Source organism: Mesorhizobium sp. B2-1-3A (assembly GCF_006442655.1).
Lineage (GTDB): Bacteria > Pseudomonadota > Alphaproteobacteria > Rhizobiales > Rhizobiaceae > Mesorhizobium.
Window position 1 is genome coordinate 818958 of record NZ_VFWK01000003.1, and the last position, 19967, is coordinate 838924.

General features: G+C 64.4%; 17 protein-coding genes. 11 read left to right on the plus strand and 6 right to left on the minus strand.

The features are described from left to right. Positions 1-82 precede the first annotated feature (82 nt). Complete coding sequence (locus tag FJ977_RS15270; RefSeq protein WP_140772612.1) at positions 83-1288, minus strand: ROK family transcriptional regulator; 1206 nt, start codon at positions 1286-1288, stop codon at positions 83-85. A 219-nt stretch (positions 1289-1507) separates the two neighbouring features. On the opposite strand from FJ977_RS15270, the gene FJ977_RS15275 reads away from it, so the two are divergent. The 6 genes from FJ977_RS15275 to ugpC all read left to right on the plus strand — a co-directional run bounded on the left by FJ977_RS15275 (position 1508) and on the right by ugpC (position 7684). Then, entirely contained in the window at positions 1508-2746 is a 1239-nt protein-coding gene (locus FJ977_RS15275; protein WP_140772614.1) for an extracellular solute-binding protein, read from the plus strand. 182 nt (positions 2747-2928) lie between these two features. Next, on the plus strand, positions 2929-3813 hold the full coding sequence (locus FJ977_RS15280; RefSeq protein WP_140772616.1) for a sugar ABC transporter permease: 885 nt from the start codon (positions 2929-2931) through the stop codon (positions 3811-3813). Further along, a complete protein-coding gene (locus FJ977_RS15285) occupies positions 3813-4658 on the plus strand; it encodes a carbohydrate ABC transporter permease (protein ID WP_140772618.1) in 846 nt (281 codons plus the stop codon). The genes FJ977_RS15280 and FJ977_RS15285 overlap by 1 nt, the downstream gene beginning before the upstream one ends. Further along, positions 4655-5677 carry an SIS domain-containing protein gene (locus tag FJ977_RS15290; protein WP_140772620.1) on the plus strand — a complete coding sequence of 341 codons (1023 nt, stop codon included), beginning with the start codon at positions 4655-4657 and terminating at the stop codon, positions 5675-5677. The genes FJ977_RS15285 and FJ977_RS15290 overlap by 4 nt, the downstream gene beginning before the upstream one ends. Beyond that, complete coding sequence (locus FJ977_RS15295) at positions 5677-6615, plus strand: PfkB family carbohydrate kinase (protein WP_140772622.1); 939 nt, start codon at positions 5677-5679, stop codon at positions 6613-6615. Before FJ977_RS15290 ends, FJ977_RS15295 begins: the two co-directional genes overlap by 1 nt. Next, positions 6602-7684, plus strand: coding sequence for a sn-glycerol-3-phosphate ABC transporter ATP-binding protein UgpC (gene ugpC, locus FJ977_RS15300; protein WP_140772624.1), 1083 nt, complete (start codon positions 6602-6604; stop codon positions 7682-7684). The genes FJ977_RS15295 and ugpC overlap by 14 nt, the downstream gene beginning before the upstream one ends. 102 nt (positions 7685-7786) lie before the next feature. Here the strand turns inward: ugpC and FJ977_RS15305 are convergent, their stop codons facing one another. Together FJ977_RS15305 and FJ977_RS15310 are read right to left on the minus strand one after the other, a co-directional pair. Further along, entirely contained in the window at positions 7787-8800 is a 1014-nt protein-coding gene (locus FJ977_RS15305; protein WP_140772626.1) for an amino acid ABC transporter substrate-binding protein, read from the minus strand. 121 nt (positions 8801-8921) lie between these two features. Continuing rightward, on the minus strand, positions 8922-11978 hold the full coding sequence (locus FJ977_RS15310; RefSeq protein ID WP_140772628.1) for an aminotransferase class III-fold pyridoxal phosphate-dependent enzyme: 3057 nt from the start codon (positions 11976-11978) through the stop codon (positions 8922-8924). 132 nt (positions 11979-12110) lie between these two features. On the opposite strand from FJ977_RS15310, the gene FJ977_RS15315 reads away from it, so the two are divergent. After that, positions 12111-12551, plus strand: a complete 441-nt coding sequence (locus tag FJ977_RS15315; protein ID WP_056575891.1) for an Lrp/AsnC family transcriptional regulator — start codon at positions 12111-12113, stop codon at positions 12549-12551. A 53-nt stretch (positions 12552-12604) separates the two neighbouring features. Here the strand turns inward: FJ977_RS15315 and FJ977_RS15320 are convergent, their stop codons facing one another. Then, the gene (locus tag FJ977_RS15320; RefSeq protein ID WP_140772630.1) at positions 12605-13138 is read right to left on the minus strand and encodes a TetR/AcrR family transcriptional regulator; all 534 of its coding nucleotides are present in this window, start codon (positions 13136-13138) and stop codon (positions 12605-12607) included. Positions 13139-13283: 145 nt separating this feature from the next. On the opposite strand from FJ977_RS15320, the gene FJ977_RS15325 reads away from it, so the two are divergent. Next, positions 13284-14633 (plus strand): efflux RND transporter periplasmic adaptor subunit, encoded by a 1350-nt coding sequence (locus FJ977_RS15325; RefSeq protein ID WP_140772632.1) that lies wholly within the window; start codon positions 13284-13286, stop codon positions 14631-14633. Next, a complete protein-coding gene (locus FJ977_RS15330; protein ID WP_140772634.1) occupies positions 14630-17713 on the plus strand; it encodes an efflux RND transporter permease subunit in 3084 nt (1027 codons plus the stop codon). Before FJ977_RS15325 ends, FJ977_RS15330 begins: the two co-directional genes overlap by 4 nt. 130 nt (positions 17714-17843) lie before the next feature. On the opposite strand, the gene FJ977_RS15335 is transcribed toward FJ977_RS15330, so the two are convergent. Further along, positions 17844-18299: a L,D-transpeptidase gene (locus FJ977_RS15335; protein ID WP_140772636.1), complete on the minus strand. Its 456-nt coding sequence runs from the start codon at positions 18297-18299 to the stop codon at positions 17844-17846. Between the two features lie 339 nt (positions 18300-18638). Here FJ977_RS15335 and FJ977_RS15340 point away from each other — a divergent pair, with 339 nt between their 5' ends. Both FJ977_RS15340 and FJ977_RS15345 read left to right on the plus strand, forming a co-directional pair. Next, a complete protein-coding gene (locus FJ977_RS15340) occupies positions 18639-18971 on the plus strand; it encodes a hypothetical protein (RefSeq protein WP_140772638.1) in 333 nt (110 codons plus the stop codon). A gap of 55 nt (positions 18972-19026) precedes the next feature. After that, the gene (locus FJ977_RS15345) at positions 19027-19194 is read left to right on the plus strand and encodes a hypothetical protein (protein WP_140772640.1); all 168 of its coding nucleotides are present in this window, start codon (positions 19027-19029) and stop codon (positions 19192-19194) included. Positions 19195-19264: 70 nt separating this feature from the next. On the opposite strand, the gene FJ977_RS15350 is transcribed toward FJ977_RS15345, so the two are convergent. Next, positions 19265-19966, minus strand: a complete 702-nt coding sequence (locus FJ977_RS15350) for a response regulator transcription factor (protein ID WP_140772642.1) — start codon at positions 19964-19966, stop codon at positions 19265-19267. Between the last annotated feature and the right edge of the window lies 1 nt (position 19967).

Consider the following 19967-nt stretch of genomic DNA (forward strand, 5'->3'; position numbering starts at 1 on the left):
GGATGGACGCTATGTCTGGACGATGAACCCTGTGTGACGCCAAAGGGGCGTTTGCCCCCCGGTGTCCGCTCCTTCACGCAAGTCAGGGGCTTGTCTTCAGGATCGCCGAGAACAAGGGATCGAAGGCGCGGCTGATGGGCGCCGCGGCCGCGCCAAGCGCGATCGACCAGGGGTCCGTGGTGCCGAGCTGCAGGCGCGGCAAAGTCCTGCTTGGCCGGTCGGCGATCGACGGCAACAGCGGATGCATCGCCTCGACAAGGCGGCGCGCCAGCGCTTCCGGCGCGCCGCTGGTCAAGATGACGGTCTGCGGATCGAAGATCGTTTCGATGAGATGCACGCTCCAGCGCAGATCGTGCGCCGCGCCATCGATCCAGGCCATCATCTTCGCATCCTCGGCCAGCGCCAGGGCGTTCATCTGTTCGTAGATATCACTGTCGGCCGGATTGAGGTCGAGGTGCTGATAGAGCGAGGCCAGCGAGGCGCGGTGTTCGAGCGGCGTCGACCCCGGACCGGCGGGCGCTAGCAGCGCCATGCCTATTTCACCGGCATTGCCATGGCCGCCGCTGTAGAGTTCGCCATTGAGGATCAGTCCGGTGCCGATGCCATAGCCGACATAGAGGCAGACCGCGTGATCGACGCCATGCGCCGCGCCGACGATGCGCTCGGCCGTGGCGCAGGCGGCGGAATCGTTCTGCAGGCCGACATTCAGTCCCGTCCTGGCAGCCAGCGTCTCCAGCAGCGGAAACTTCTGCCAGGCCGGCATCATCCATTTGTCGTCCGAATTCTTCAGGCCGAAAGGGCCAGGCATGGCAACACCGAGACCGACGAGCCGTTTCTCCGACTGCGAGGAGATGCCGGCAAGGTCGCGGCGCACGCCGTCGATCAGGCCAAGAATGACCTCGACGCCCTTCGACGGTTCATCGAAGGGCAGGTTCGCCTCGGCGCGCGCCAGCACGCTGCCCATCAAATTGACCGCGACCGCCCGCGTCAGGTGGCGGTCGATCTGCAGGCCGATGGCGAAGGCGCCTTCGGGCACCAGCCTGTAGGGGGTCGAGGGTTGTCCCCTGCCCTTGCGCACCGCATCGAGCGCGGCGACCAGGCCGTCGCTTTCGAGATCCTCGATGATGTTGGACACCGCCTGTTTGGTGAGCTGCGTCGCCCGCGCCAGATCAGCCCGCGACAGGGCGCCATTGAGGCGCAGCGCCTCGATCATGACGCGGCGGTTGTGCGCGCTGGTGCCTTCCTGATTGGTGCCGCTTTTGGCGCGGATCGGGTTGATGTCGTCCATCGGCGTTTCCCCTCTTGACTCCATTAGAATATTGATCGACTAATTAAGTCAAGCGAGTTGACTTAATGCGAACCGAACGCCCCAAAACAAGATGGCCAGGGCCTCCGCCTGCCGCCACTGGTGAGCCGGGTAACCATCAGGTCACGCGACATGGATCCGGGAAGACGATGCGAAATGCCCGCATTGCCGGCCCGTCAACGCCGGAAATGGGAGAAGAAAATGCTTAGGACAATCACCAAGACACTGGTCGGCGCGGTCTTCGCCGGAGGACTGCTTGTCCCCCACGCTTTCGCCGAAACGACGCTCAACGCGCTGTTCATGGCTCAGGCCGCCTACAGCGAGGCCGACGTGCGCGCCATGACGGACGCCTTCACCAAGGCCAACCCGGACGTCAAGGTCAATCTCGAATTCGTTCCCTATGAAGGCCTGCACGACAAGACCGTGCTCGCGCAGGGCTCGGGCGGCGGCTACGACGTCGTGCTGTTCGACGTCATCTGGCCGGCCGAATACGCCACCAACAAGGTGCTGGTCGACGTGACGCCGAAGATCACCGACGACATGAAGAAGGGCGTGCTGCCCGGCGCCTGGACCACCGTCCAGTATGACGGCAAATATTACGGCATGCCGTGGATCCTCGACACCAAATACCTGTTCTACAACAAGGACATCCTGGAAAAGGCCGGCATCAAGACGCCCCCGAAGACCTGGGAAGAGCTCGGCGCACAGGCCAAGATGATCCAGGACAAGGGCCTGCTGAAGACGCCGATCGCCTGGAGCTGGTCGCAGGCTGAAGCCGCGATCTGCGACTACACCACGTTGGTCAGTGCCTATGGCGGCGACTTCCTCAAGGACGGCAAGCCCGACTTCCAGAATGGCGGCGGCCTCTCGGGACTGAAATACATGGTCGACAGCTACAAGTCCGGCCTCACCAACCCGAATTCCAAGGAATTCCTGGAAGAGGACGTGCGCAAGGTCTTCGAAAACGGTGATGCCGCCTTCGCGCTGAACTGGACCTACATGTACAACATGGCCAACGACCCGAAGGACTCGAAGGTGGCGGGCAAGGTCGGCGTCGTGCCGGCGCCCGGCGTCACCGGCATCAGCGAGGTGTCGGCCGTCAACGGCTCGATGGGCCTTGGCGTCACCGCGGTCTCCAAGCATCCGGACGAGGCCTGGAAGTACATCACCTTCATGACCTCGCAGGCGACACAGAACCAGTATGCCAAGCTCTCGCTGCCGATCTGGGCCTCGTCCTATGACGACCCGGCCGTCACCAAGGGCCAGGAAGAACTGATCGCCGCCGCCAAGCTCGGCCTGGCCGCCATGTATCCGCGCCCGACCACGCCGAAGTATCAGGAGCTGTCGACCGCGCTGCAGCAGGCCATCCAGGAATCGCTGCTCGGCCAGTCCTCGCCCGAGGATGCGCTGAAGACCGCCGCGCAGAACAGCGGCCTCTGAGCATCGTTGTCCTTCATGGGCGGCCGGGGCATGACCCAAAAATCGGAATCGATTTTTTGGAACGGATCATGCCCCAAAACCAAAACGCTACAGCGTCCTTGGCGCGTCCAATAGGACGCGCGGCGCTGTAGTGCCGCCCATGCTATGTCTGAAATCCTGTTGAGTGAAGAGAGGCTGCTCTGATGTCGGGCACCTGGATGACGACCCGTGCATGGCTCTTGATGCTGCCGCTGCTCGTGGTCATGGTCGCGGTCATCGGCTGGCCGCTGGTCGATACGGTCAGCCTCTCCTTCACCGACGCCAAGCTGGTCGGCACGGGCGGCAATTACGTCGGCTTCGAAAATTACACCAACATGCTGTCGAGCTCGAATTTTTCGCGCACGCTGGCCACCACGACGTTGTTCGCGGTCATCTCCGTTGCGGCCGAAATGGTGATCGGCGTTCTTGCCGCTCTCCTGCTCAATCAGCGGTTCCACGGCCGCGCCGTCCTGCGCGCCCTGATGATCCTGCCCTGGGCGCTGCCGACAGTGGTCAACGCCACCCTGTGGCGGCTGATCTACAATCCAGAATATGGCGCGCTGAACGCCGCCTTGACGCAATTGCATCTCATCGACGCCTACCGCTCCTGGCTGGGTGAGCCGGGAACGGCACTGGCGGCCCTGATCGTCGCCGACTGCTGGAAGAACTTTCCGCTGGTGGCGCTGATCGCGCTCGCCGCCCTGCAGGCGGTGCCGCGCGACATCACCGCCGCCTCGCTCGTCGATGGCGCGGGCCCTTTCAACCGCTTCCGCTTCGTCATCCTGCCCTATCTCGCCGGCCCGCTGATGGTGGCGCTGGTGCTGCGCACCATCGAGGCTTTCAAGGTCTTCGACATCATCTGGGTGATGACCCGCGGCGGCCCGGCCAACAGCACGCGCACGCTGTCGATCCTTGTCTACCAGGAAGCCTTCTCCTTCCAGCGCGCCGGCTCCGGTGCGTCTCTGGCGCTGATCGTCACCTTGCTCGTCACCGTGCTCGCCGCCGCCTATGCGGCATTGGTCAGGAAGGCCGCCGGGAGTGCCGCCTGATGGAACGCAGGAGCCCCGCCTTCACCGTCTTCATCCATGCCTGCGCGCTGCTGCTTGCCGCCATCATCCTGGCGCCCATCGCCTGGCTGTTCATCATGAGCATTTCGCCGGCCGCCGACCTCGCCGCCAAGCCGCTGCGCTGGTGGCCGCAGGCCGTCGATTTCTCGCGCTACCAGCAATTGCTGTCGACAGCGGAAAACAGTGCCGGCGCGGCCTTCACCTCGTCACTGCGCAACAGCCTGGAGATCGCGGGCATGGCAACCCTGGCGGCACTCGCCTTGGCCATCCCCGCCGGCTGGGCGGTCTCGCGCACGCCAACGATCGGCTGGTCGCTGTCGATGGTCATCGCCACCTACATGCTGCCGCCCGTCGCGCTGGCCGTGCCGCTCTATATGGGCCTGTCGCATCTCGGCCTGCTCAACAATGTCTTCGGCCTGGCGCTTGTCTACCTGACCATCCTGGCGCCTTTCACCACCTGGCTGATGAAGTCCGGTTTCGATTCCATCCCGCGCGAAATCGAAGCGGCGGCGATGATCGACGGCGCCGGCCTGTTCCAGACCTTGCGCATCATCACGCTGCCGCTTGCAGCGCCGGTGATGGCAACCTCGGCATTGTTCGCCTTGCTGCTGGCCTGGGATGAATTCTTCTATGCGCTGCTGTTCACCTCCGACCAGCGGGCCAAGACCTTGACCGTCGCCATCGCCGATCTGGCCGGCGGCCGTGTCTCCGACTACGGATTGATCGCGACGGCCGGCGTGCTGGCCGCGCTGCCGCCGGTGCTGATCGGCCTGGTCATGCAGCGCGCGCTGATCTCCGGCCTGACCAGTGGTGGTGTGAAAGGATGATGATGACCGCAACCAGAATTCGGCCGGCCGGACTGGCCGCCATCGACCGCGAAATGGCACGCCAGAACGCGGATGCGCGCGCTTCATTCGAGCGCAACACGGCGATGGCGCTGAAACTCGCTGCCTCGATCAGGAAGACCGGTCGTCTCCTCCTGCTTGGCATGGGCGGCTCGCATGCCGTCGGACGTGCCGTTGAACCGCTCTATCGCGCGCTCGGCATCGATGCGCTGGCCTTGCCGCTGTCCGAACAGCTCGGCCAGCCGCTGCCGCTGGCGGGCCGGACGGTGCTCGTCACCTCGCAATCCGGCGAGAGCGCCGAGGTCGTCAGGTGGTTCGCGGAGGCCGGGAGCCCTGCCGATGTTTTCGGCCTGACGCTCGAAGGCGGCTCTTTCCTCGCCCGCACCGCGCCTTGCCTGGTCGGCGCCGGCGGGACGGAACTGGCCTTCGCCGCGACGCGCAGCCTGACCGTGACCTTCGCCTTGCATCTGGCCATTCTCGCCGCACTTGGCGAGGATCCGGCTGCAGCACTCGGCGCACTGGATCAGCCGCAGGACACGGACATTGCACAGGCGCTGGCAGCCCTCGGCAAGGTGACCACCATCGTCTCCTCGGGGCGCCGGCTGCAAGGCGTTGCCGAGGCGCTGGCGCTCGGCCTCACCGAGCTGTCGCGCCTGCCCTGCTTTTCGCTCGAAGGCGGCCAGTTGCGGCATGGACCGATGGAGATGCTTGGCCCGCGGGTCGGCGTCATCCTGTTTCGCGGCAACGACCCAACCGCGGAACTGGTGACCGCCATGGCCACCTCCGTGGTCGAGGCCGGCGCGCCGCTGATCATATTCGACGCATCGGGACAATCGCCCGTGGCGGGTGCCGTCACGTTTTCCTTCAAGCCGGCTTCGGATCTCGACGCGGTCTTCGCCATGCTGCCTGTGGCACAGCGCCTGATGATCGCCTTCGCCGATAGCCGTGTCGACAATGCCGGCACGCCCGTGCGCTCCACCAAGATCACCAGGAGCGAATGATGCGTCCGCTCGCGGTGATCGGCAACGTCAATGTCGACCTGATCGTCGGCCCGGTCGCGCCGTGGCCGAAGGCGGGAACGGAAACCGTCGTCGACCATGACGAATTGCGCGTCGGCGGCCAGGCCGGCAACAGCGCGCTCGCCTGGGAAGCACTGGGCGTCGACTTCACCATTGCCGCCAATGTCGGCGACGACCAGTTCGGCCGCTGGCTCAGCGAGGCTTTTGGCCATCGCGCCGAGACCTGGCCGGTCCGTCCCGAAGGCACGACGCTGTCCGTGGGCATGACCCACCCGGACGGCGAACGGACCTTCTTCACCACGCGCGGACACCTGCCGCGGTTCAGCCTTGCCGACGTACTGTCTGTTCTCGACGGCAGCGCGCTCTCCGGCGGGTACGCGCTGTTGTGCGGCTCTTTCCTGACCGACGACCTCACCCGCGAATACGATGCCTTCTTCGACTGGGCCGACAGCCACGGCATCGCGGTGGCGCTCGACACCGGCTGGCCGATGGATGGCTGGACCGAAGCCAATTGCGCCGCGACACGCGCATGGCTCTCGCGCTGCGCGCTGGCGCTGTTCAATGAGGTCGAGACGGTGACCCTGGCGGGAATGTCGAGCCCCACGGACGCCGCGCGCCAGATCCGCTCCAGCATGCGGCACGGCGCGACCTTCGTCGTCAAGCGCGGACCGCGAGGCGCCATCGCCATCGGTCCCGACGGCACGCTTGTGGAAGCAATGGCGCCCGATGTCCGCGTCGTCGACACGATCGGCGCCGGCGATGTCTTCAACGCCGCTTTCCTCGCCGCCCTCGCCCAGGAGCAGCCCCTGTCCGCATGCCTTTCCGCCGCGACGCATGTCGCCTCGCGCGCCATCTCCACCTTGCCCCGCAACTATGGCGGGCCGATGCATCTCGAGGACGCCACGCATGAGCGCGCTTGAAATCCGTAACGTTCGCAAGAACTACGGCAATGTCGAAACGCTCAAGGGCATCGACATTGCGCTGCAGAGCGGGGAATTCCTGGTGCTGCTCGGCTCCTCGGGCTGCGGAAAATCGACGCTCCTCAACATCATCGCGGGCCTCGCCGAAGCGACGAGCGGCGATGTGCTGATCGGCGGCCGCTCGATCCTTGGCGTTCACCCGAAGAACCGCGACATCGCCATGGTCTTCCAGTCCTACGCGCTCTATCCGAACCTGACTGTCCGCCGCAACATCGGCTTTGGCCTGGAGATGCGCGGGGTCGCCGCCGATGAGCGCGAAAAGGCGGTGAACGAGGCGGCAAGGCTGCTGCAGATCGAGGCCCTGCTCGACCGCAAGCCGAGCCAGCTTTCCGGGGGCCAGCGACAGCGCGTCGCCATCGGCAGGGCGCTGGTGCGCAAGCCCCAGGTCTTCCTCTTCGACGAGCCGTTGTCCAACCTCGACGCCAAGCTGCGGCTGGAGATGCGCACCGAGCTAAAGCGCCTGCATCAGATGCTGCAGACCACCGTCGTCTACGTTACCCACGACCAGATCGAGGCGATGACGCTGGCGAGCCGCATCGCTGTCATGCGCGACGGCAGGATCGAGCAACTCGGCACACCCGAGGAGATCTACAACGAGCCGGCCACGCTCTATGTCGCCGGCTTCGTCGGCGCGCCGTCGATGAACATGCTGCAGGCCACCGTCACCGCCGGCAAGCTGGCCGTTGCCGGGTCCGATGTCCGGATCCTCTTGCCGGCACGCTATGCCAGCGCGGCTGGTGAAGGCGTGCAGGTGGTCGTCGGTATCAGGCCCGAAGCGCTTCGCCTGGCGACCGTTCCGACGGATTTTTCATTGCCCGTGGAGATCGAAGTCGTCGAGCTGACCGGCCCCGAACTGGTCACCACGGCCCGGATCGGCACGCAGCGGCTGACGGCCTGTCTGCCGCCAAGGGCCCGCGTCGCCAAGGGCGAGAAGTGCAGCCTTACCTTCGATGAGACAGCGCTTCGCTTGTTCGACCCCTCGACGAGTAAGGCCCTGGCAACGGTTTGAGAGAGGCCGCGCAGGCCTGAACGACATGCGCGGCCCAGGGCAATTCCAGGAAAAGCGGGAACCGGTTTTCCACCCGGAATTTGCGTCAAACAAATCCGGGCATCAGCGCGCCGGCGGCGCGTACATCAGGCCGCCGGCGTTCCAGAGCGCATTGATGCCGCGTGCGATCTTCAGCTGGCTGGACTGGCCGAGATTGCGTTCGAACATCTCGCCATAATTGCCGACCTTGGCGACGATGTTGTAGGCGAAGGCTGGATCGAGCCCGATCTGCTTGCCATTGTCGCCCTCGACACCGAGGAACCGCCGGATCGTCGGGTTCTGCGACGTCAGCGAAGCTTCCGCATTGGCCTGCGTGATGCCGTCTTCTTCCGCCTCGATCAGTGAGAACAGCGTCCAGCGCACGACATCGAACCATTTGTCGTCACCCTTGCGAACGGCAGGCCCAAGCGGTTCCTTCGAGATTACCTCGGGCAGCACGGTGAAGGCGGCGGGATCGGTCAGCTTCAGTCGCTGCGCATAGAGCGCCGAGGCATCGGTGGTGTAGACATCGCAGCGGCCGCTGTCGAACGCCTTGATGATGCTGTCGGCGGAATCGATGACAACCGCCTCGTATTTCATCTGATGGGCGGTGAAATAGTCGGCGACGTTCTGCTCGGTGGTCGTGCCCTGCTCCGCACAGACAGTGGCGCCAGAGAGCTTGAGCGCGCTGTCGACGCCGAGGTTCTTGCGCACCATGAAGCCCTGGCCGTCATAATAGGCGGCGCCGACGAAGTGGATGCCCATGCCGGTGTCGCGAGACAGGGTCCAGGTCGACTGGCGTGACAGCATATCGACGGTGCCGGCCTGCAGTGCCGTGAAGCGTTCCTTCGTCGACAGCGGCACATAGCTCACCTTGTCAGGGTCGCCGAAAACGGCGGCCGAAACCGCGCGGCAGAAATCGATGTCGAAGCCGCTCCATTTGCCCTGGTCGTCGGGCGCTGAGAAACCCGCCACGCCCTGGCTGACGCCGCAGATGATCGAGCCCCTCTGCTTGACGATGTCGAATGTGTCCGCCTTGGCCGGCGCGGCCAGCGTGGCCGATGCGAGCAAGAGCGCGGTGATCAATGCATGTTTCATGGTTTCCTCCCTTGATGAGGCAAAGCCTCGCCTGCCGCCGGCGCTTGAAGCGCCGGACGTTCGTGAAAATCGCTGTTGTCCTGTCTGCTCACGCACCGCCTGGGCGGTGCGTTGATCTGTCCTAAGCCCCTTCCGCCAGAACCGCCGCCATCGCCTCGTCGAGAACGCCGACCAGATGATCGGCATTGGCCCGGCTGAAGATCATCGGCGGACGCATCTTCAGGACATTGTCATGCGGCCCCTCGGTGCCGATCAGCACGCCACGTGCCCTCACCCCGTCATTGATGCGGCGAGCAAGGCGTGTGGCCGGCGCCTTGCTCTTGCGATCCTCGACCAGTTCGATGCCGAGGAAGAGGCCCTGGCCGCGCACATCGCCGATGATGTCGTAGCGGTCCTGCAAGGACTTGAAGCGGGCCATGAGATAATCACCGATCTCCAGCGCATTGCGCCTGAGGCCATCGCGCTCGATGACGTCGAGCACCGCGAGCCCGGCAGCGCAGGAAACCGGGTTGCCGCCAAAGGTGTTGAAATACTCCATGCCGTTGTTGAACGAGGCGGCGATCTCTGACGTCGTCACCAGCGCCGCCATCGGATGGCCGTTGCCGATCGGCTTGCCCATGGTGACGATGTCGGGCGTCACGCCTTGCGTCTCGAAAGCCCACCAATGGCTGCCGACGCGGCCGAAACCGACCTGCACCTCGTCGGCCGCGCAAATGCCGCCGGCGGCGCGCACCATCGCATAGACCTCCGCGAGATAGCCGTCCGGCAAGAACACCTGGCCGGCGACGCTGGGGATCGATTCCGCCAGGAACAGGCCCGGCGCGCGGCCTTGTCTCGCCATATCGGCGATCTGCTCGGCGACGCTCCCGGCGAAACGCTTCGCATGTTCGTCCACCGGCCATTCGGCCGGGGCGCGATAGCTGTCGGGTATGTTTGCCTCGAACACATGCGCCGGGCGCCCCTTGCCGCCCTTGCGCTTGTATTTGTAGGGGCTGAGCTCGATCAGCTCCTGCGTCGTGCCGTGATAGGCCCAGTTGAGCACGATCGTCTCGCCGCGGCCGGTATGGGTACGCGCCATGCGCAGCATCAGGCTGTTGGCCTCGCTGCCCGAGCAGGCGAAGGACGCCACCGACAGGCCGGCGGGCAGCGTCGCCGTCAGCCGTTCCGCATAGGTGACGATGGCATCGTGCAAATAGCGCGTGTTGGTGTTGAGCTTCGCGGCCTGTCCGGCGATCGCCTCGACCACGTCGGGATGGGCATGGCCGAGATGGCAGACATTGTTGAAACAGTCGAGATAGGCGCGGCCGCGATCGTCGATCAGCCAGACGCCCTCCCCGCGCACGAACTTGATGGGCTCGGAATAGGAAATGGAGAGATTGGGCAGCAGCGACGCCTTGCGCGCGGCAACGATCTGCGGCCGCGACCTGCCGCTCTGCCGGAAGGTTTCTAGCGGAATGCCGGCGAGATCGGCCGCATCGGGGAAAAGTTCCTTCCAGACGTCAAGATAGCGCTCCTCGCCGACACCGAGGATGTCGCGTGCGGCGAGGCTGGTATCCGTCGATATCTGGAAATGCAGATGCGGCGCCCAGCCGCCGTTTTCGGCTGGCGTGCCCATCTCGCCGACAAGCGCGCCCGCTTCCAGACGATCACCTGCCTTAAGCCTCCGTCCCGCCTCATGCGCCATATGCCCCCACAGGGTGACGAAGGGCGGGCAGCCCGGCGGCGTGTGCTCCAGCGTCACCAGGCAGCCATAGCCGAGTGGGTCTTCCTCGATCTCGACGCTTCTGACGATGGCGGCGAGCGGCGTATAAAGCCGCGTCCCCGCCGCCATGAAAAGGTCGAGGCCGAGATGGTTGGCACGGCGAGCGCCTTCCACGAAACGCGACTGGAAGATGTCGCTGGTGTAGACGGTGCGTGCCTCACCCCATGGGCCGATCCCGAGCGCAATGCCGTGCTCGGCGCAATAGGCATCCCACCACGCCGTGGCCTTGTCGGGCTGCTGCGCGGCCGATGTCACCGTCATCGGATTTTGCGGATCGCCATAAGGCACCAGCGCCTTGGCAAGCGTCGCCGGATGGCGGTCGAGGATTGGCGCGAGCCGCGCGCGGTTTGCCGCGATCCAGCCTGTCACGGCGCGGGCGCCGGAGGCGGCTTCGAAGCCGCAGGCTCTGCGCAGGATCGCCGTCGCGAAGCGCCGGTTCATCCTGTCCAGACGACGCAGCAATCGCCAGGCCGGCGCTTCCGAGATCGACAGATAGGGATTGTCGGCGGTGCGGTCCCTGCGCGCGGCCGACAGTGTCACCGAGGTGACGAGACGCATGGCGATAAGGTCGAACAGCAGGTCGAGTTCCTCTTCGCGCAGCGGATACTCGGCATGGAAGCCGGCGGCGAGGCGGGCAGCGGCACCGATCGGATCCTCGGCATCGAGGATCGCATAGGCGCAGGCGACCGCGACCTCGGCGATCAGCACGCTGTGCAAGGCGTCACCGAAATCGATCAGCCCGGCGACACGCTCGGGTCTTTCTGGATCGACGAGCACATTCCAGTCATTGGCGTCGTTGTGGATGACCTGTGCCCGCAATGCCGGCAGGCTGGGTGCCACCTCGGCATCGAAATGATCGAGGAACCGTTCCAGCAGGGCGCGGTCCTGATCGTCGTCGATATGGTGCAGGCGTTGCCGTGCTGCACCTGCCCGGCGAATGTCCCAATCGAATGAGCGCAGCGCGCCGGGGTGAATGAAGCCTTGTAGGGCGCGGTCCAGCCTGCCGAGCGCGCCGCCCAGGCTTTCCAGCAGCGCCTGCGTGGTCCGGCTCTCGGCCAGCGGCCGGCCGGGAAGCCACGACACCAGGCGCACGGCATGATCCTCGCCGGCCGGCACCTTGGCATGGGCGAGCGAAGCACCCTGCAGCGTCTTCCTCAGACGTGGCACGGCCAGATCCGGGCTGTTGTGCTCGAGGTGATCGAACAATGCCGTCTGGAATTCGCTCTCGACGATGGGCTCGCTGGCGTTGACGATCTTCAGGATCCACAGCGAATGGTCTGGAGCGGTCAGCTTGAAATTTCGGTCGCGCTCGCTGTCGAGCGGCGCGATGCTGCCGGAAATACCGAAGTACCGCGTCGCGATATCGACGGCCTCGTTCTGCGAGACTTGAGGGGCCGGGTGTGAAACGTTGGTCATCGGGATTCCGGATTTGCCTTGTCAAAGCTTGGCATGGGCCTGGAAATCGGGCATCCGGCAAAGCGTCGGTTGCGCCGGCACAATGACTGCATCGGCCGGCACATTAACGGAACCGCGGGGGAGCGTGACGTCATGAAGGAACTGGACGCCAAGGACCGGGACATTCTTGCCATTCTGTCCAAGGAAGCCCGCATCCCCCTGAAGACGCTCGCGGGGCGCATCGGCCTGTCGCGCAGCGCTACGAGCGAGCGGGTGGCTTCGCTGGAAAAGAGTGGTGTCATCAGAGGCTACCGGGCCGATATCGGCCAGATGGACAAAGGACTGGTCTGCGCCTTCCTGCTGGTCACGCTGGTCCGCACGCCGTCAATCGGCATTCTCGACCAGCTGGCGCGCTATCCGGAGGTCCGGCGCGTGTCGTCGGTAAGTGGCCAGCTGGATCTCGTGGTCGAGGTCGAAGTGCCGTCGATCGACAGGCTGAACACAGTGCGCGACCTCGTTGCCACTCTCGGCGGCGTCGAGGACCTGACGACCGCGATCGTCTTGCGCCGGGACATTGAACGCGCCGTCGATTGAGAACTCCGCGACAACGGCGTCCTTCGCGCACGGCCACGTCCGCACAGCCATACCTATTTGGCGATCTCCAGCAACGACGCCACCAGCAGATCGCGCTCGTCCTTCGACAGCACGTCGAAATCGAAGAGGTTCAAGCTGCGCAGCCCCTCGATGGCGAGATAACAGATCAGCAGCGATTTGAGGTCTGATGTCTCGCCCTTCAGCCGCTCGAAAAGCTGCTGCTTGAATGTCTTTATCGGCGTCATGAAATCGGGATCCTCGGCGATCGCCGAAAAGATCCAAGAGGCCGAGGGCTGCTTTTCCTCGCAGTCACTGGCCGACAGCCTGATATAGGCGGCGAGCGGGTTTTCGCCATCGTCGCCGCTGCTGGCGGCTTCCAGCGCTTGCTCGAAATCGCGCAGATAACCCTCGACCAGCCCCTGCATCAGTTTGGCCTTGGTCGGGAAATTGTAGAGCAGCCCGCCTTTCGATACGCCGGCGCGGCTGGCGACGGCATCCAGCGATAGGCTGCCGGGCCCGGATTCCCGGGCAACATCAGCCGCCGCTGCGAGAATCTTCTCGCGCGAGTTCGGTCGTCGGGCTCTCATGGCGCCTCCCATCGCAAGCTTAGGCCCAATTGACAAGACCGTCCAGACGGTACAGTAAGACCGCCACTATTTGAAATCGGGACCCGCAGTCGGTATGTGTCCCGATGTCCGAGCTTCGCGCCGGATTTCGACTGAGGGGACTTCCTTGTTCAAGCGCATACTTCGTATCTTTCTCATCATTGTCGTCCTGGCCGTGCTCGTCATTGTGGTCGGCGGAATCGTCGGCTTCAACTTCCTGCGCGACAACGGCATCAAGCAGTATTTCGCCACGATGAAGCCGCCGGCGGCGACCGTTTCGACGACCATCGCCAAACCGTCGAACTGGACGCCGGGCGTCGAGGCGATCGGTACGGTGCGCGCCGTGCGCGGTGTCGACCTGACGGTCGAGACCGCCGGCATCGTCAAGGAGATCCCCTTCCATGCCAACGAGAAGGTCGCGGCCAACGCAGTGCTGCTGCAACTCGACGACGCCGTCGAACGCGCCGATCTGGACGCACAGAAGGCGCAGGCCGCGCTCGATCAGGTATCGCTGACCCGCGCCATCGAACTGACCAGGCGTGGCGTCGGCTCCGACTCGACGCTGGACAGCGCGCGAGCGGCGGCGTCAGCTTCGGCATCCCAGGTCGCCAGGTTGCAGGCCGTGCTCGACCAGAAGCAACTGACGGCGCCCTTCGGCGGTACTGTCGGCATTCCGAGGATCGACCTGGGCCAGTACATCGCACCCGGCACCTCGGTGGTGACGCTGCAGGATCTCGACACGATGCGGGTCGACTTCTCGGTTCCCGAACAGCAATTGCCGCTGCTCAAGATCGGTCAGACGGTTCGGCTGGGCCTGAGCGGCGCGGACATGCCGTTCGCCGGCGCCATTCGCGGCATCGACCCCAAGATCGACTCGTCCAGCCGGCTGGTGAACATCAGGGCGGAAGTCGCCAATCCGGAAGGCAAGCTTACTCCTGGCCAGTTCGTGCAGGTGCGTGTCGAATTGCCCGAGGAGCAGAACGTGCTGGCGCTGCCGCAAACGGCGCTGACCACCAGCCTTTATGGCGACTACGTCTTCGTGGTGCAGCAGGCGAAGCCCGCAGGGGCGGCCCCGGCCCAGACCGCCAAACCGGATGAGAAGCCCGCGGCGGCCGCCACCGACAAGCCGGCGGACGCCAAACCGGCCAACGCGATGAAACCGGCGGCTGATGCCATGAAGCCTGCCGCCGATGCCGCCAAGCCAGCGGACAAGGCCGCTTCCGATGCCGCCAAACCGGCGGCTGCCGACCCTGCCAAACCAGCGGCGGAAGGCGACAAGCCCGCGCTTGTCCTGTCACAGGTTTTCGTCAAGCCCGGCCGCCGCAATCAAGGCATGGTCGAGATCGTCGAAGGTCTGAATGCCGGCGACGAGGTCGTCACCGCGGGTCAGAACCGCCTCTTCAACGGCATGTCCGTCAACGTCGACAACACGATCGACCCGACCAAGTCGGCGAACAAGCAGGCCGACGACCAATGAGCTTTTCCGATCTCTTCATTCGCCGGCCCGTTCTGTCGACGGTTCTTGCCTGCATGATCCTGCTGCTCGGTTTCCAGGGCATCTTCAACCTGTCGATCCGGCAGTATCCGAAGGTTGACGAAACCGCGATCACGATCACGACGGCCTATCCGGGCGCCAGCGCCGACCTGATCCAGGGCTTCATTTCAGCCCCGATCGCGCGTGCCGTCGCCTCGACCGAGAACATCGACTACGTCACCTCGTCCAGCCGTCCGTCCTCCAGCACCGTGACGGTGCAGATGAAGCTCGGCTCCGACCCGGACGTCGCGCTCACCGAAGTGCTGTCCAAGGTCCAGGGCGTGCGCGGCACCTTGCCGGACGCGTCCAAGGATCCGGTCATCGTCAAGGGCACCGGCCAGCAGTTCGCGATGATGTACATCTCGATGCAGAATCCGAACATGACGAAGGAGCAGCTGACGGAATATATCGAGCGCGTCATCAGGCCTCGCATGTCGACTGTCGAAGGCGTCGCCGACGTGCAGATCTTCGGCGCCCAGGAATACTCGATGCGCGTCTGGATCGATCCGATCAGGCTCGCGGCGCGTGGCGTGACGGCGGCGGAAGTGCTGGCGGCGATCAACAACTCGAACTTCCTGTCGGCGCCCGGTAACACCCAGAACGAGTACGTCGTTTCGTCGATCACCGTGCGCTCGACACTGCAGACGCCGGAAGCCTTCGCCGAGCTGCCGCTGCGCTCGATCGACGGCAATGTCGTGCGGCTGCGCGACGTGGCCCGCGTCGAACTCGCTGCCGCGAACACCGATACAAGAGTGAGCTTCAACGGCAAGCCCGGCACCTTCCTCGCCATCTTCCCGACCCCGGCGGCCAATCCGCTGACCACCGCGGCAGCGCTCACCAAGCTCGTACCGCAGATCCAGGAGACGCTGCCGAAAGGCATGACGATCGAGGTCGTCTACGACGCGACCGGACAGATCAGCGCCTCGATCGACGAAGTGTTCAAGACCATCGCCGAGGCGGTCGCCATCGTCGTCGTGGTCATCCTCTTGTTCCTTGGCTCCTTCCGTTCGGTGATGATGCCGATCATCACCATCCCGCTGTCGCTGATCGGCGTCTGTTTCCTTTTGTTCGCCGTCGGCTACTCGATCAATCTTCTGTCGTTGCTGGCCATGGTGCTGGCGATCGGCCTTGTCGTCGACGACGCCATCGTGGTGGTGGAGAACATCCACCGCCACATGGAAGAAGACCACATGTCGCCCATGCAGGCCGCCTTCAACGGCATGCGCGAAATCGCCAGTGCCATCGTCGCCATGACCATGACGCTGGCTGCCGTGTTCGCACCGCTGGCCTTCACGGGTGGCCTGACCGGCGCGCTGTTCCGTGAATTCGCGGTGACGCTCGCCGGCTCGGTGGTGCTGTCGGGCATCATCGCCATCACCATCACCCCGATGATGTCGGCACGCCTCCTGAAGCCCGGCAACGCAGGCCGTTTCCAGCGCATTGTCGACGGCACGTTCGCGCGGGTGGAGCACGTCTATGAGCGAGCCGTCACCGGTTCGTTGAACTACCGCCCGCTGACGCTGCTGATCGTGCTGGCGCTTGTCGGTGTGACCGGCTTCATGTTTACCAAGACCTCGAGCGAGCTGGCACCGGAAGAGGATCAGGGCTTCCTGCTCTCGCTGGTGACCGCGCCGCGTTATGCGACATCCGATTACACCGAGACCTACGTCAACCAGATTCTCGGTCTGGTGAGGGATATTCCGGAGACACGGGCGCAGTTCTCCGCCGTTGCCTTCGGCGGTACGACGAACAGCGCCTTCGTCGGTTTTGCTTTCAAGGATTGGGCGGATCGCAAGCGCAATTCGAAAGAGCTGCAGGCCGACATTACCGCTCGTATCGCCAAGGTGGCGGGCGTCCAGGCCTTCGTCTTCGCTCCGCCGACGCTGCCGGGGTCCGGCGGCGGCTTGCCCATCTCCCTGGTGGTACGCTCGACCGGCGATTCCGCCGAAGTGTACGAGGCGGCCGAGCAGATCAAGAACAAGGCGCAGGCCTCCGGCCGCTTCATCGTCGTGCAGAATTCGATGGCCTATGACGCACCGCAGGTGACGGTGACCATCGACCGAGACCGCGCGGCGGCGCTCAACCTGCCGATCGCCGATATCGGCCGCACGCTCACCTTGCTGGTCGGCGGCGCCGAGGTAGCGCAGTTCGACCGCGACTCCAACAGTTACGACATCATCCCCCAGGTGCCGCAGGAATTCCGCGACAACCCCGAAAGGCTCGGCGAGTATTTCGTGCGCAGCGTGACGGGCGAGATGGTGCCGCTATCGGCCGTGGTAAAGATTTCGAACAATGCCTCGCCGGCGGCAATCGAGCAGTTCAACCAGCTGAATTCGTCGACGATTTCCGCGCTGCCGCTGCCCGGCGTCACCACCGGCGACGGTTTGAAGGTCCTCGAGGACATTGCCAAGGAGAGCCTGCCCGATACCTTCTTCATCGACTATTCCGGCCAGTCCCGGCAGGAGAAGGAACAGGGCAACACGATCCTGATCGCTTTCGGAGCGGCAGTCATCGTCATCTACCTGGTGCTGGCGGCGCAGTTTGAGAGCTTCCGCGACCCGCTGATCATCATGATGGCGGTGCCGCTGTCGATTTTCGGCGCTATCGTGCCGCTCAATCTGGGCCTTGGCACGCTCAACATCTACACGCAGGTCGGCCTGATCACGCTGATCGGCTTGATCACCAAGCACGGCATCCTGTTGGTCGAGTTTGCCAACCAGCAGCGCGAGGCCCATGGCATGCGGCGGCGCGACGCCATCATCGCCTCGGCCAAGGTGCGCCTGCGGCCGATCCTGATGACGACGGCGGCAATGGCGCTTGGCGTTGTGCCGCTGATCACGTCGAGCGGCGCGGGTGCCGCGGCCCGCTATTCGATGGGCCTGGTGATCTTCACCGGCATCCTGGTCGGCACCATGTTCACGCTCTTCGTCGTGCCCATGTTCTACACCTTCATCGCCAGCAAGGACTTGCCGCATCACGCGGAAAAGCCGGATCCGAAATTGATGCCGGCGCTGCCGGATTGATGGAAAGACGAAGAACAAAAAAGAGGCCGGGAATTTCCCGGCCTCTTTTTTTTGGCTGCGCTCAACCGCGTGAAGGATCCCGCGGGAGTCCTGAACAGGCACGGCGGTCCGCCGGCCCGCTGACAGCCTGCTACTTGACGATGACGATGCTGGTGTTGGCCGGCCCGAAGGTCTCGACAAGCTGGTAGAAATCGGCGGCATTGTCGGGATGCAGCCGCACGCAGCCATGCGAGGCCGGTTGGCCGAGGCGCTTGATCGCATAGGTGGCGTGCACCGCGTAGCCGCCGCTGAAGAACACCGAGTGCGGCATCGGCGCGTTGTCGTACTTCTTCGAATACCACATCTCATGCATGCGCGTCGGCTTGAACGAGCCCGTCGGCGTCACATGCGCCCGGTCGCCGGTGGAAACCTTCCAGGCGAAGGTCGGCCGGCCATCGACCGAGACTTCCATGATCTGCTGTGAAAGCGAGACCCGCGCCACGATCTTGTTCGCGGCGTGCGCTGCGTCGGCGCCGAACAGAAGCGCGGCACCCGTGAGCGCGGCGGCGGTGATGTTGATGAGCTTGGCGGAAATGGTGGTGTGCATGATATCCCCTCTCTCTGCCGGTCCGGCCGGCTCCAATTCGATGAGCGGCTTATCGCTGCGGCATGTTTCGGACAGATTTCGCGAAATGCTCGTTTGTGTTTCGAATCTGTTTCCTCCGGTTAACAAATCAAGCGGTCGCATCGCCTGCGTTCACTCGCGCAAACCGGAGCGGGATGCGGCACATAGGTATTTTCCTCGAAACGAAAGTTCGTATTCCATTATATGAAAGGCCTATGGCCTATCTCGAAACCAATCTGCAACAAAACGTCGGGTCTGGCGGCATGATCCGGATACGGGCCGGAAGCAAAGTTTACGTAACGAAAGCAGACGGCAACGACCATGGGAACGAAAACGAACACGCGGTCCTGGCTTTTCAGGATCAGCATCGCGGCGGCGGTCATCGGCGGTGTCGGCACGGTTGCCGGCGGTTCCGTGGCAAGGTTGGCGGCGATGAGTTCGAACGAGATCTCTACACTGCACGCCGCCCTGTTTTCCGCCACGGTCTGGATTGTGTCCAGCCTGCGCATCGCCCGGCTCAAGGCCCTCTGGCGGGTTGGCCTTCGGTTGCTGGCATTGCGCGGCCCCTCCGGCATCTTGCTGCCGAGAGGACCGAAGGCCCGCGCCGCGACGGGGGGCTCCGTGGGCGGCGCGGGCACTTCGGGAGTTTCCTGAAGCGACCCGCGACACATTGATTTTGAAGAATTGGCATTTCTGGGGAGTTGGAACGATGAAAACGAAATTCGCGGCCTCGGTGCTTTCCGCATTGCTTTATGCGCAGGGCCTGCTCGGCTTTGCCGCCCTTGCCACCGTTCTCCTGAGGGATCGTGCCCAGGCCAATGAACTCGTCATGAGCAACGACATGCCATCGGGGCCGTCGCTGCTGGTGGTACGCTGAGCTTCGGGAGCATCGGTGCGAGGGAGAAAATCCGATGCTCAGCCAGAAAGATCTTCCGGGCACCCTGCCATCAGTCAGCGAATTGCTGCGGCGGATCGAACCGGTAACCGGCGCCGCGTATGGTGGTGATGGTCTCGGTGTCGAGCTTGCGGCGCAGCCGCACGATCCGCGAATCGATCGAGCGATCGAAGGCATCGGCATTCTCGGCCGGTGCCGCGGCGATGATGTCGTCACGCGTCAGCACCTTGCGGGGGCTGGCCAGGAACAGCCGGAGCAGCGCCACCTGACCGGGCGAAAGCTGTTCCTCCGTGCCGGAGCGGTGCATGACGATGGCCGACCTCAAATCGACGGTCGCATTCTCCAGCACGATCAGTTCCTGGGTGCCCCTGCCGCGCCGCGACAGCAGGCCCCCGACACGGGCGGCGAGTTCCCTGACATTGAGCGGGCTTTCGACAACGTCGGCCGCACCCAGTTCGAGTGCCAGCACCTTGTCGACCAGATCGCTAGGCCGGCAGATCAGGATGAAGTCGGGTCCATCCCCGCCGCCCTCGCCTTGGCCGCCATAACGCCTGAGCAGATCCCGCCCTTCCGCCTGGCTGAGACTGTCACCGACGACAACGACATCGATGCCCCTGCCCGCCAGCAGCGATTCCGCCTCCCAGGGCTGTCGCGCCTGGCGCACGTCATGGCCACGCCGCTCGAGATGGTCTGCAAGTTCGGTCGCGACCACCTCGGCGACGGAAACAAGCGCGATGACGGCTCGTGCGGCCATG

Bases quoted from the DNA above. Each gene is read 5' to 3' on its own strand.
- FJ977_RS15320 (WP_140772630.1), bottom strand. From the start codon at position 13,138: ATGAGAGCCCGACGACCGAACTCGCGCGAGAAGATTCTCGCAGCGGCG.
- FJ977_RS15335 (WP_140772636.1), bottom strand. From the start codon at position 18,299: ATGCACACCACCATTTCCGCCAAGCTCATCAACATCACCGCCGCCGCG.
- FJ977_RS15315 (WP_056575891.1), top strand. From the start codon at position 12,111: ATGAAGGAACTGGACGCCAAGGACCGGGACATTCTTGCCATTCTGTCC.
- FJ977_RS15280 (WP_140772616.1), top strand. From the start codon at position 2,929: ATGTCGGGCACCTGGATGACGACCCGTGCATGGCTCTTGATGCTGCCG.
- FJ977_RS15330 (WP_140772634.1), top strand. From the start codon at position 14,630: ATGAGCTTTTCCGATCTCTTCATTCGCCGGCCCGTTCTGTCGACGGTT.
- FJ977_RS15285 (WP_140772618.1), top strand. From the start codon at position 3,813: ATGGAACGCAGGAGCCCCGCCTTCACCGTCTTCATCCATGCCTGCGCG.
- FJ977_RS15275 (WP_140772614.1), top strand. From the start codon at position 1,508: ATGCTTAGGACAATCACCAAGACACTGGTCGGCGCGGTCTTCGCCGGA.
- FJ977_RS15350 (WP_140772642.1), bottom strand. From the start codon at position 19,966: ATGGCCGCACGAGCCGTCATCGCGCTTGTTTCCGTCGCCGAGGTGGTC.
- FJ977_RS15340 (WP_140772638.1), top strand. From the start codon at position 18,639: ATGGGAACGAAAACGAACACGCGGTCCTGGCTTTTCAGGATCAGCATC.
- FJ977_RS15290 (WP_140772620.1), top strand. From the start codon at position 4,655: ATGATGATGACCGCAACCAGAATTCGGCCGGCCGGACTGGCCGCCATC.
- FJ977_RS15310 (WP_140772628.1), bottom strand. From the start codon at position 11,978: ATGACCAACGTTTCACACCCGGCCCCTCAAGTCTCGCAGAACGAGGCC.
- FJ977_RS15345 (WP_140772640.1), top strand. From the start codon at position 19,027: ATGAAAACGAAATTCGCGGCCTCGGTGCTTTCCGCATTGCTTTATGCG.
- FJ977_RS15295 (WP_140772622.1), top strand. From the start codon at position 5,677: ATGCGTCCGCTCGCGGTGATCGGCAACGTCAATGTCGACCTGATCGTC.
- FJ977_RS15270 (WP_140772612.1), bottom strand. From the start codon at position 1,288: ATGGACGACATCAACCCGATCCGCGCCAAAAGCGGCACCAATCAGGAA.
- FJ977_RS15305 (WP_140772626.1), bottom strand. From the start codon at position 8,800: ATGAAACATGCATTGATCACCGCGCTCTTGCTCGCATCGGCCACGCTG.
- ugpC (WP_140772624.1), top strand. From the start codon at position 6,602: ATGAGCGCGCTTGAAATCCGTAACGTTCGCAAGAACTACGGCAATGTC.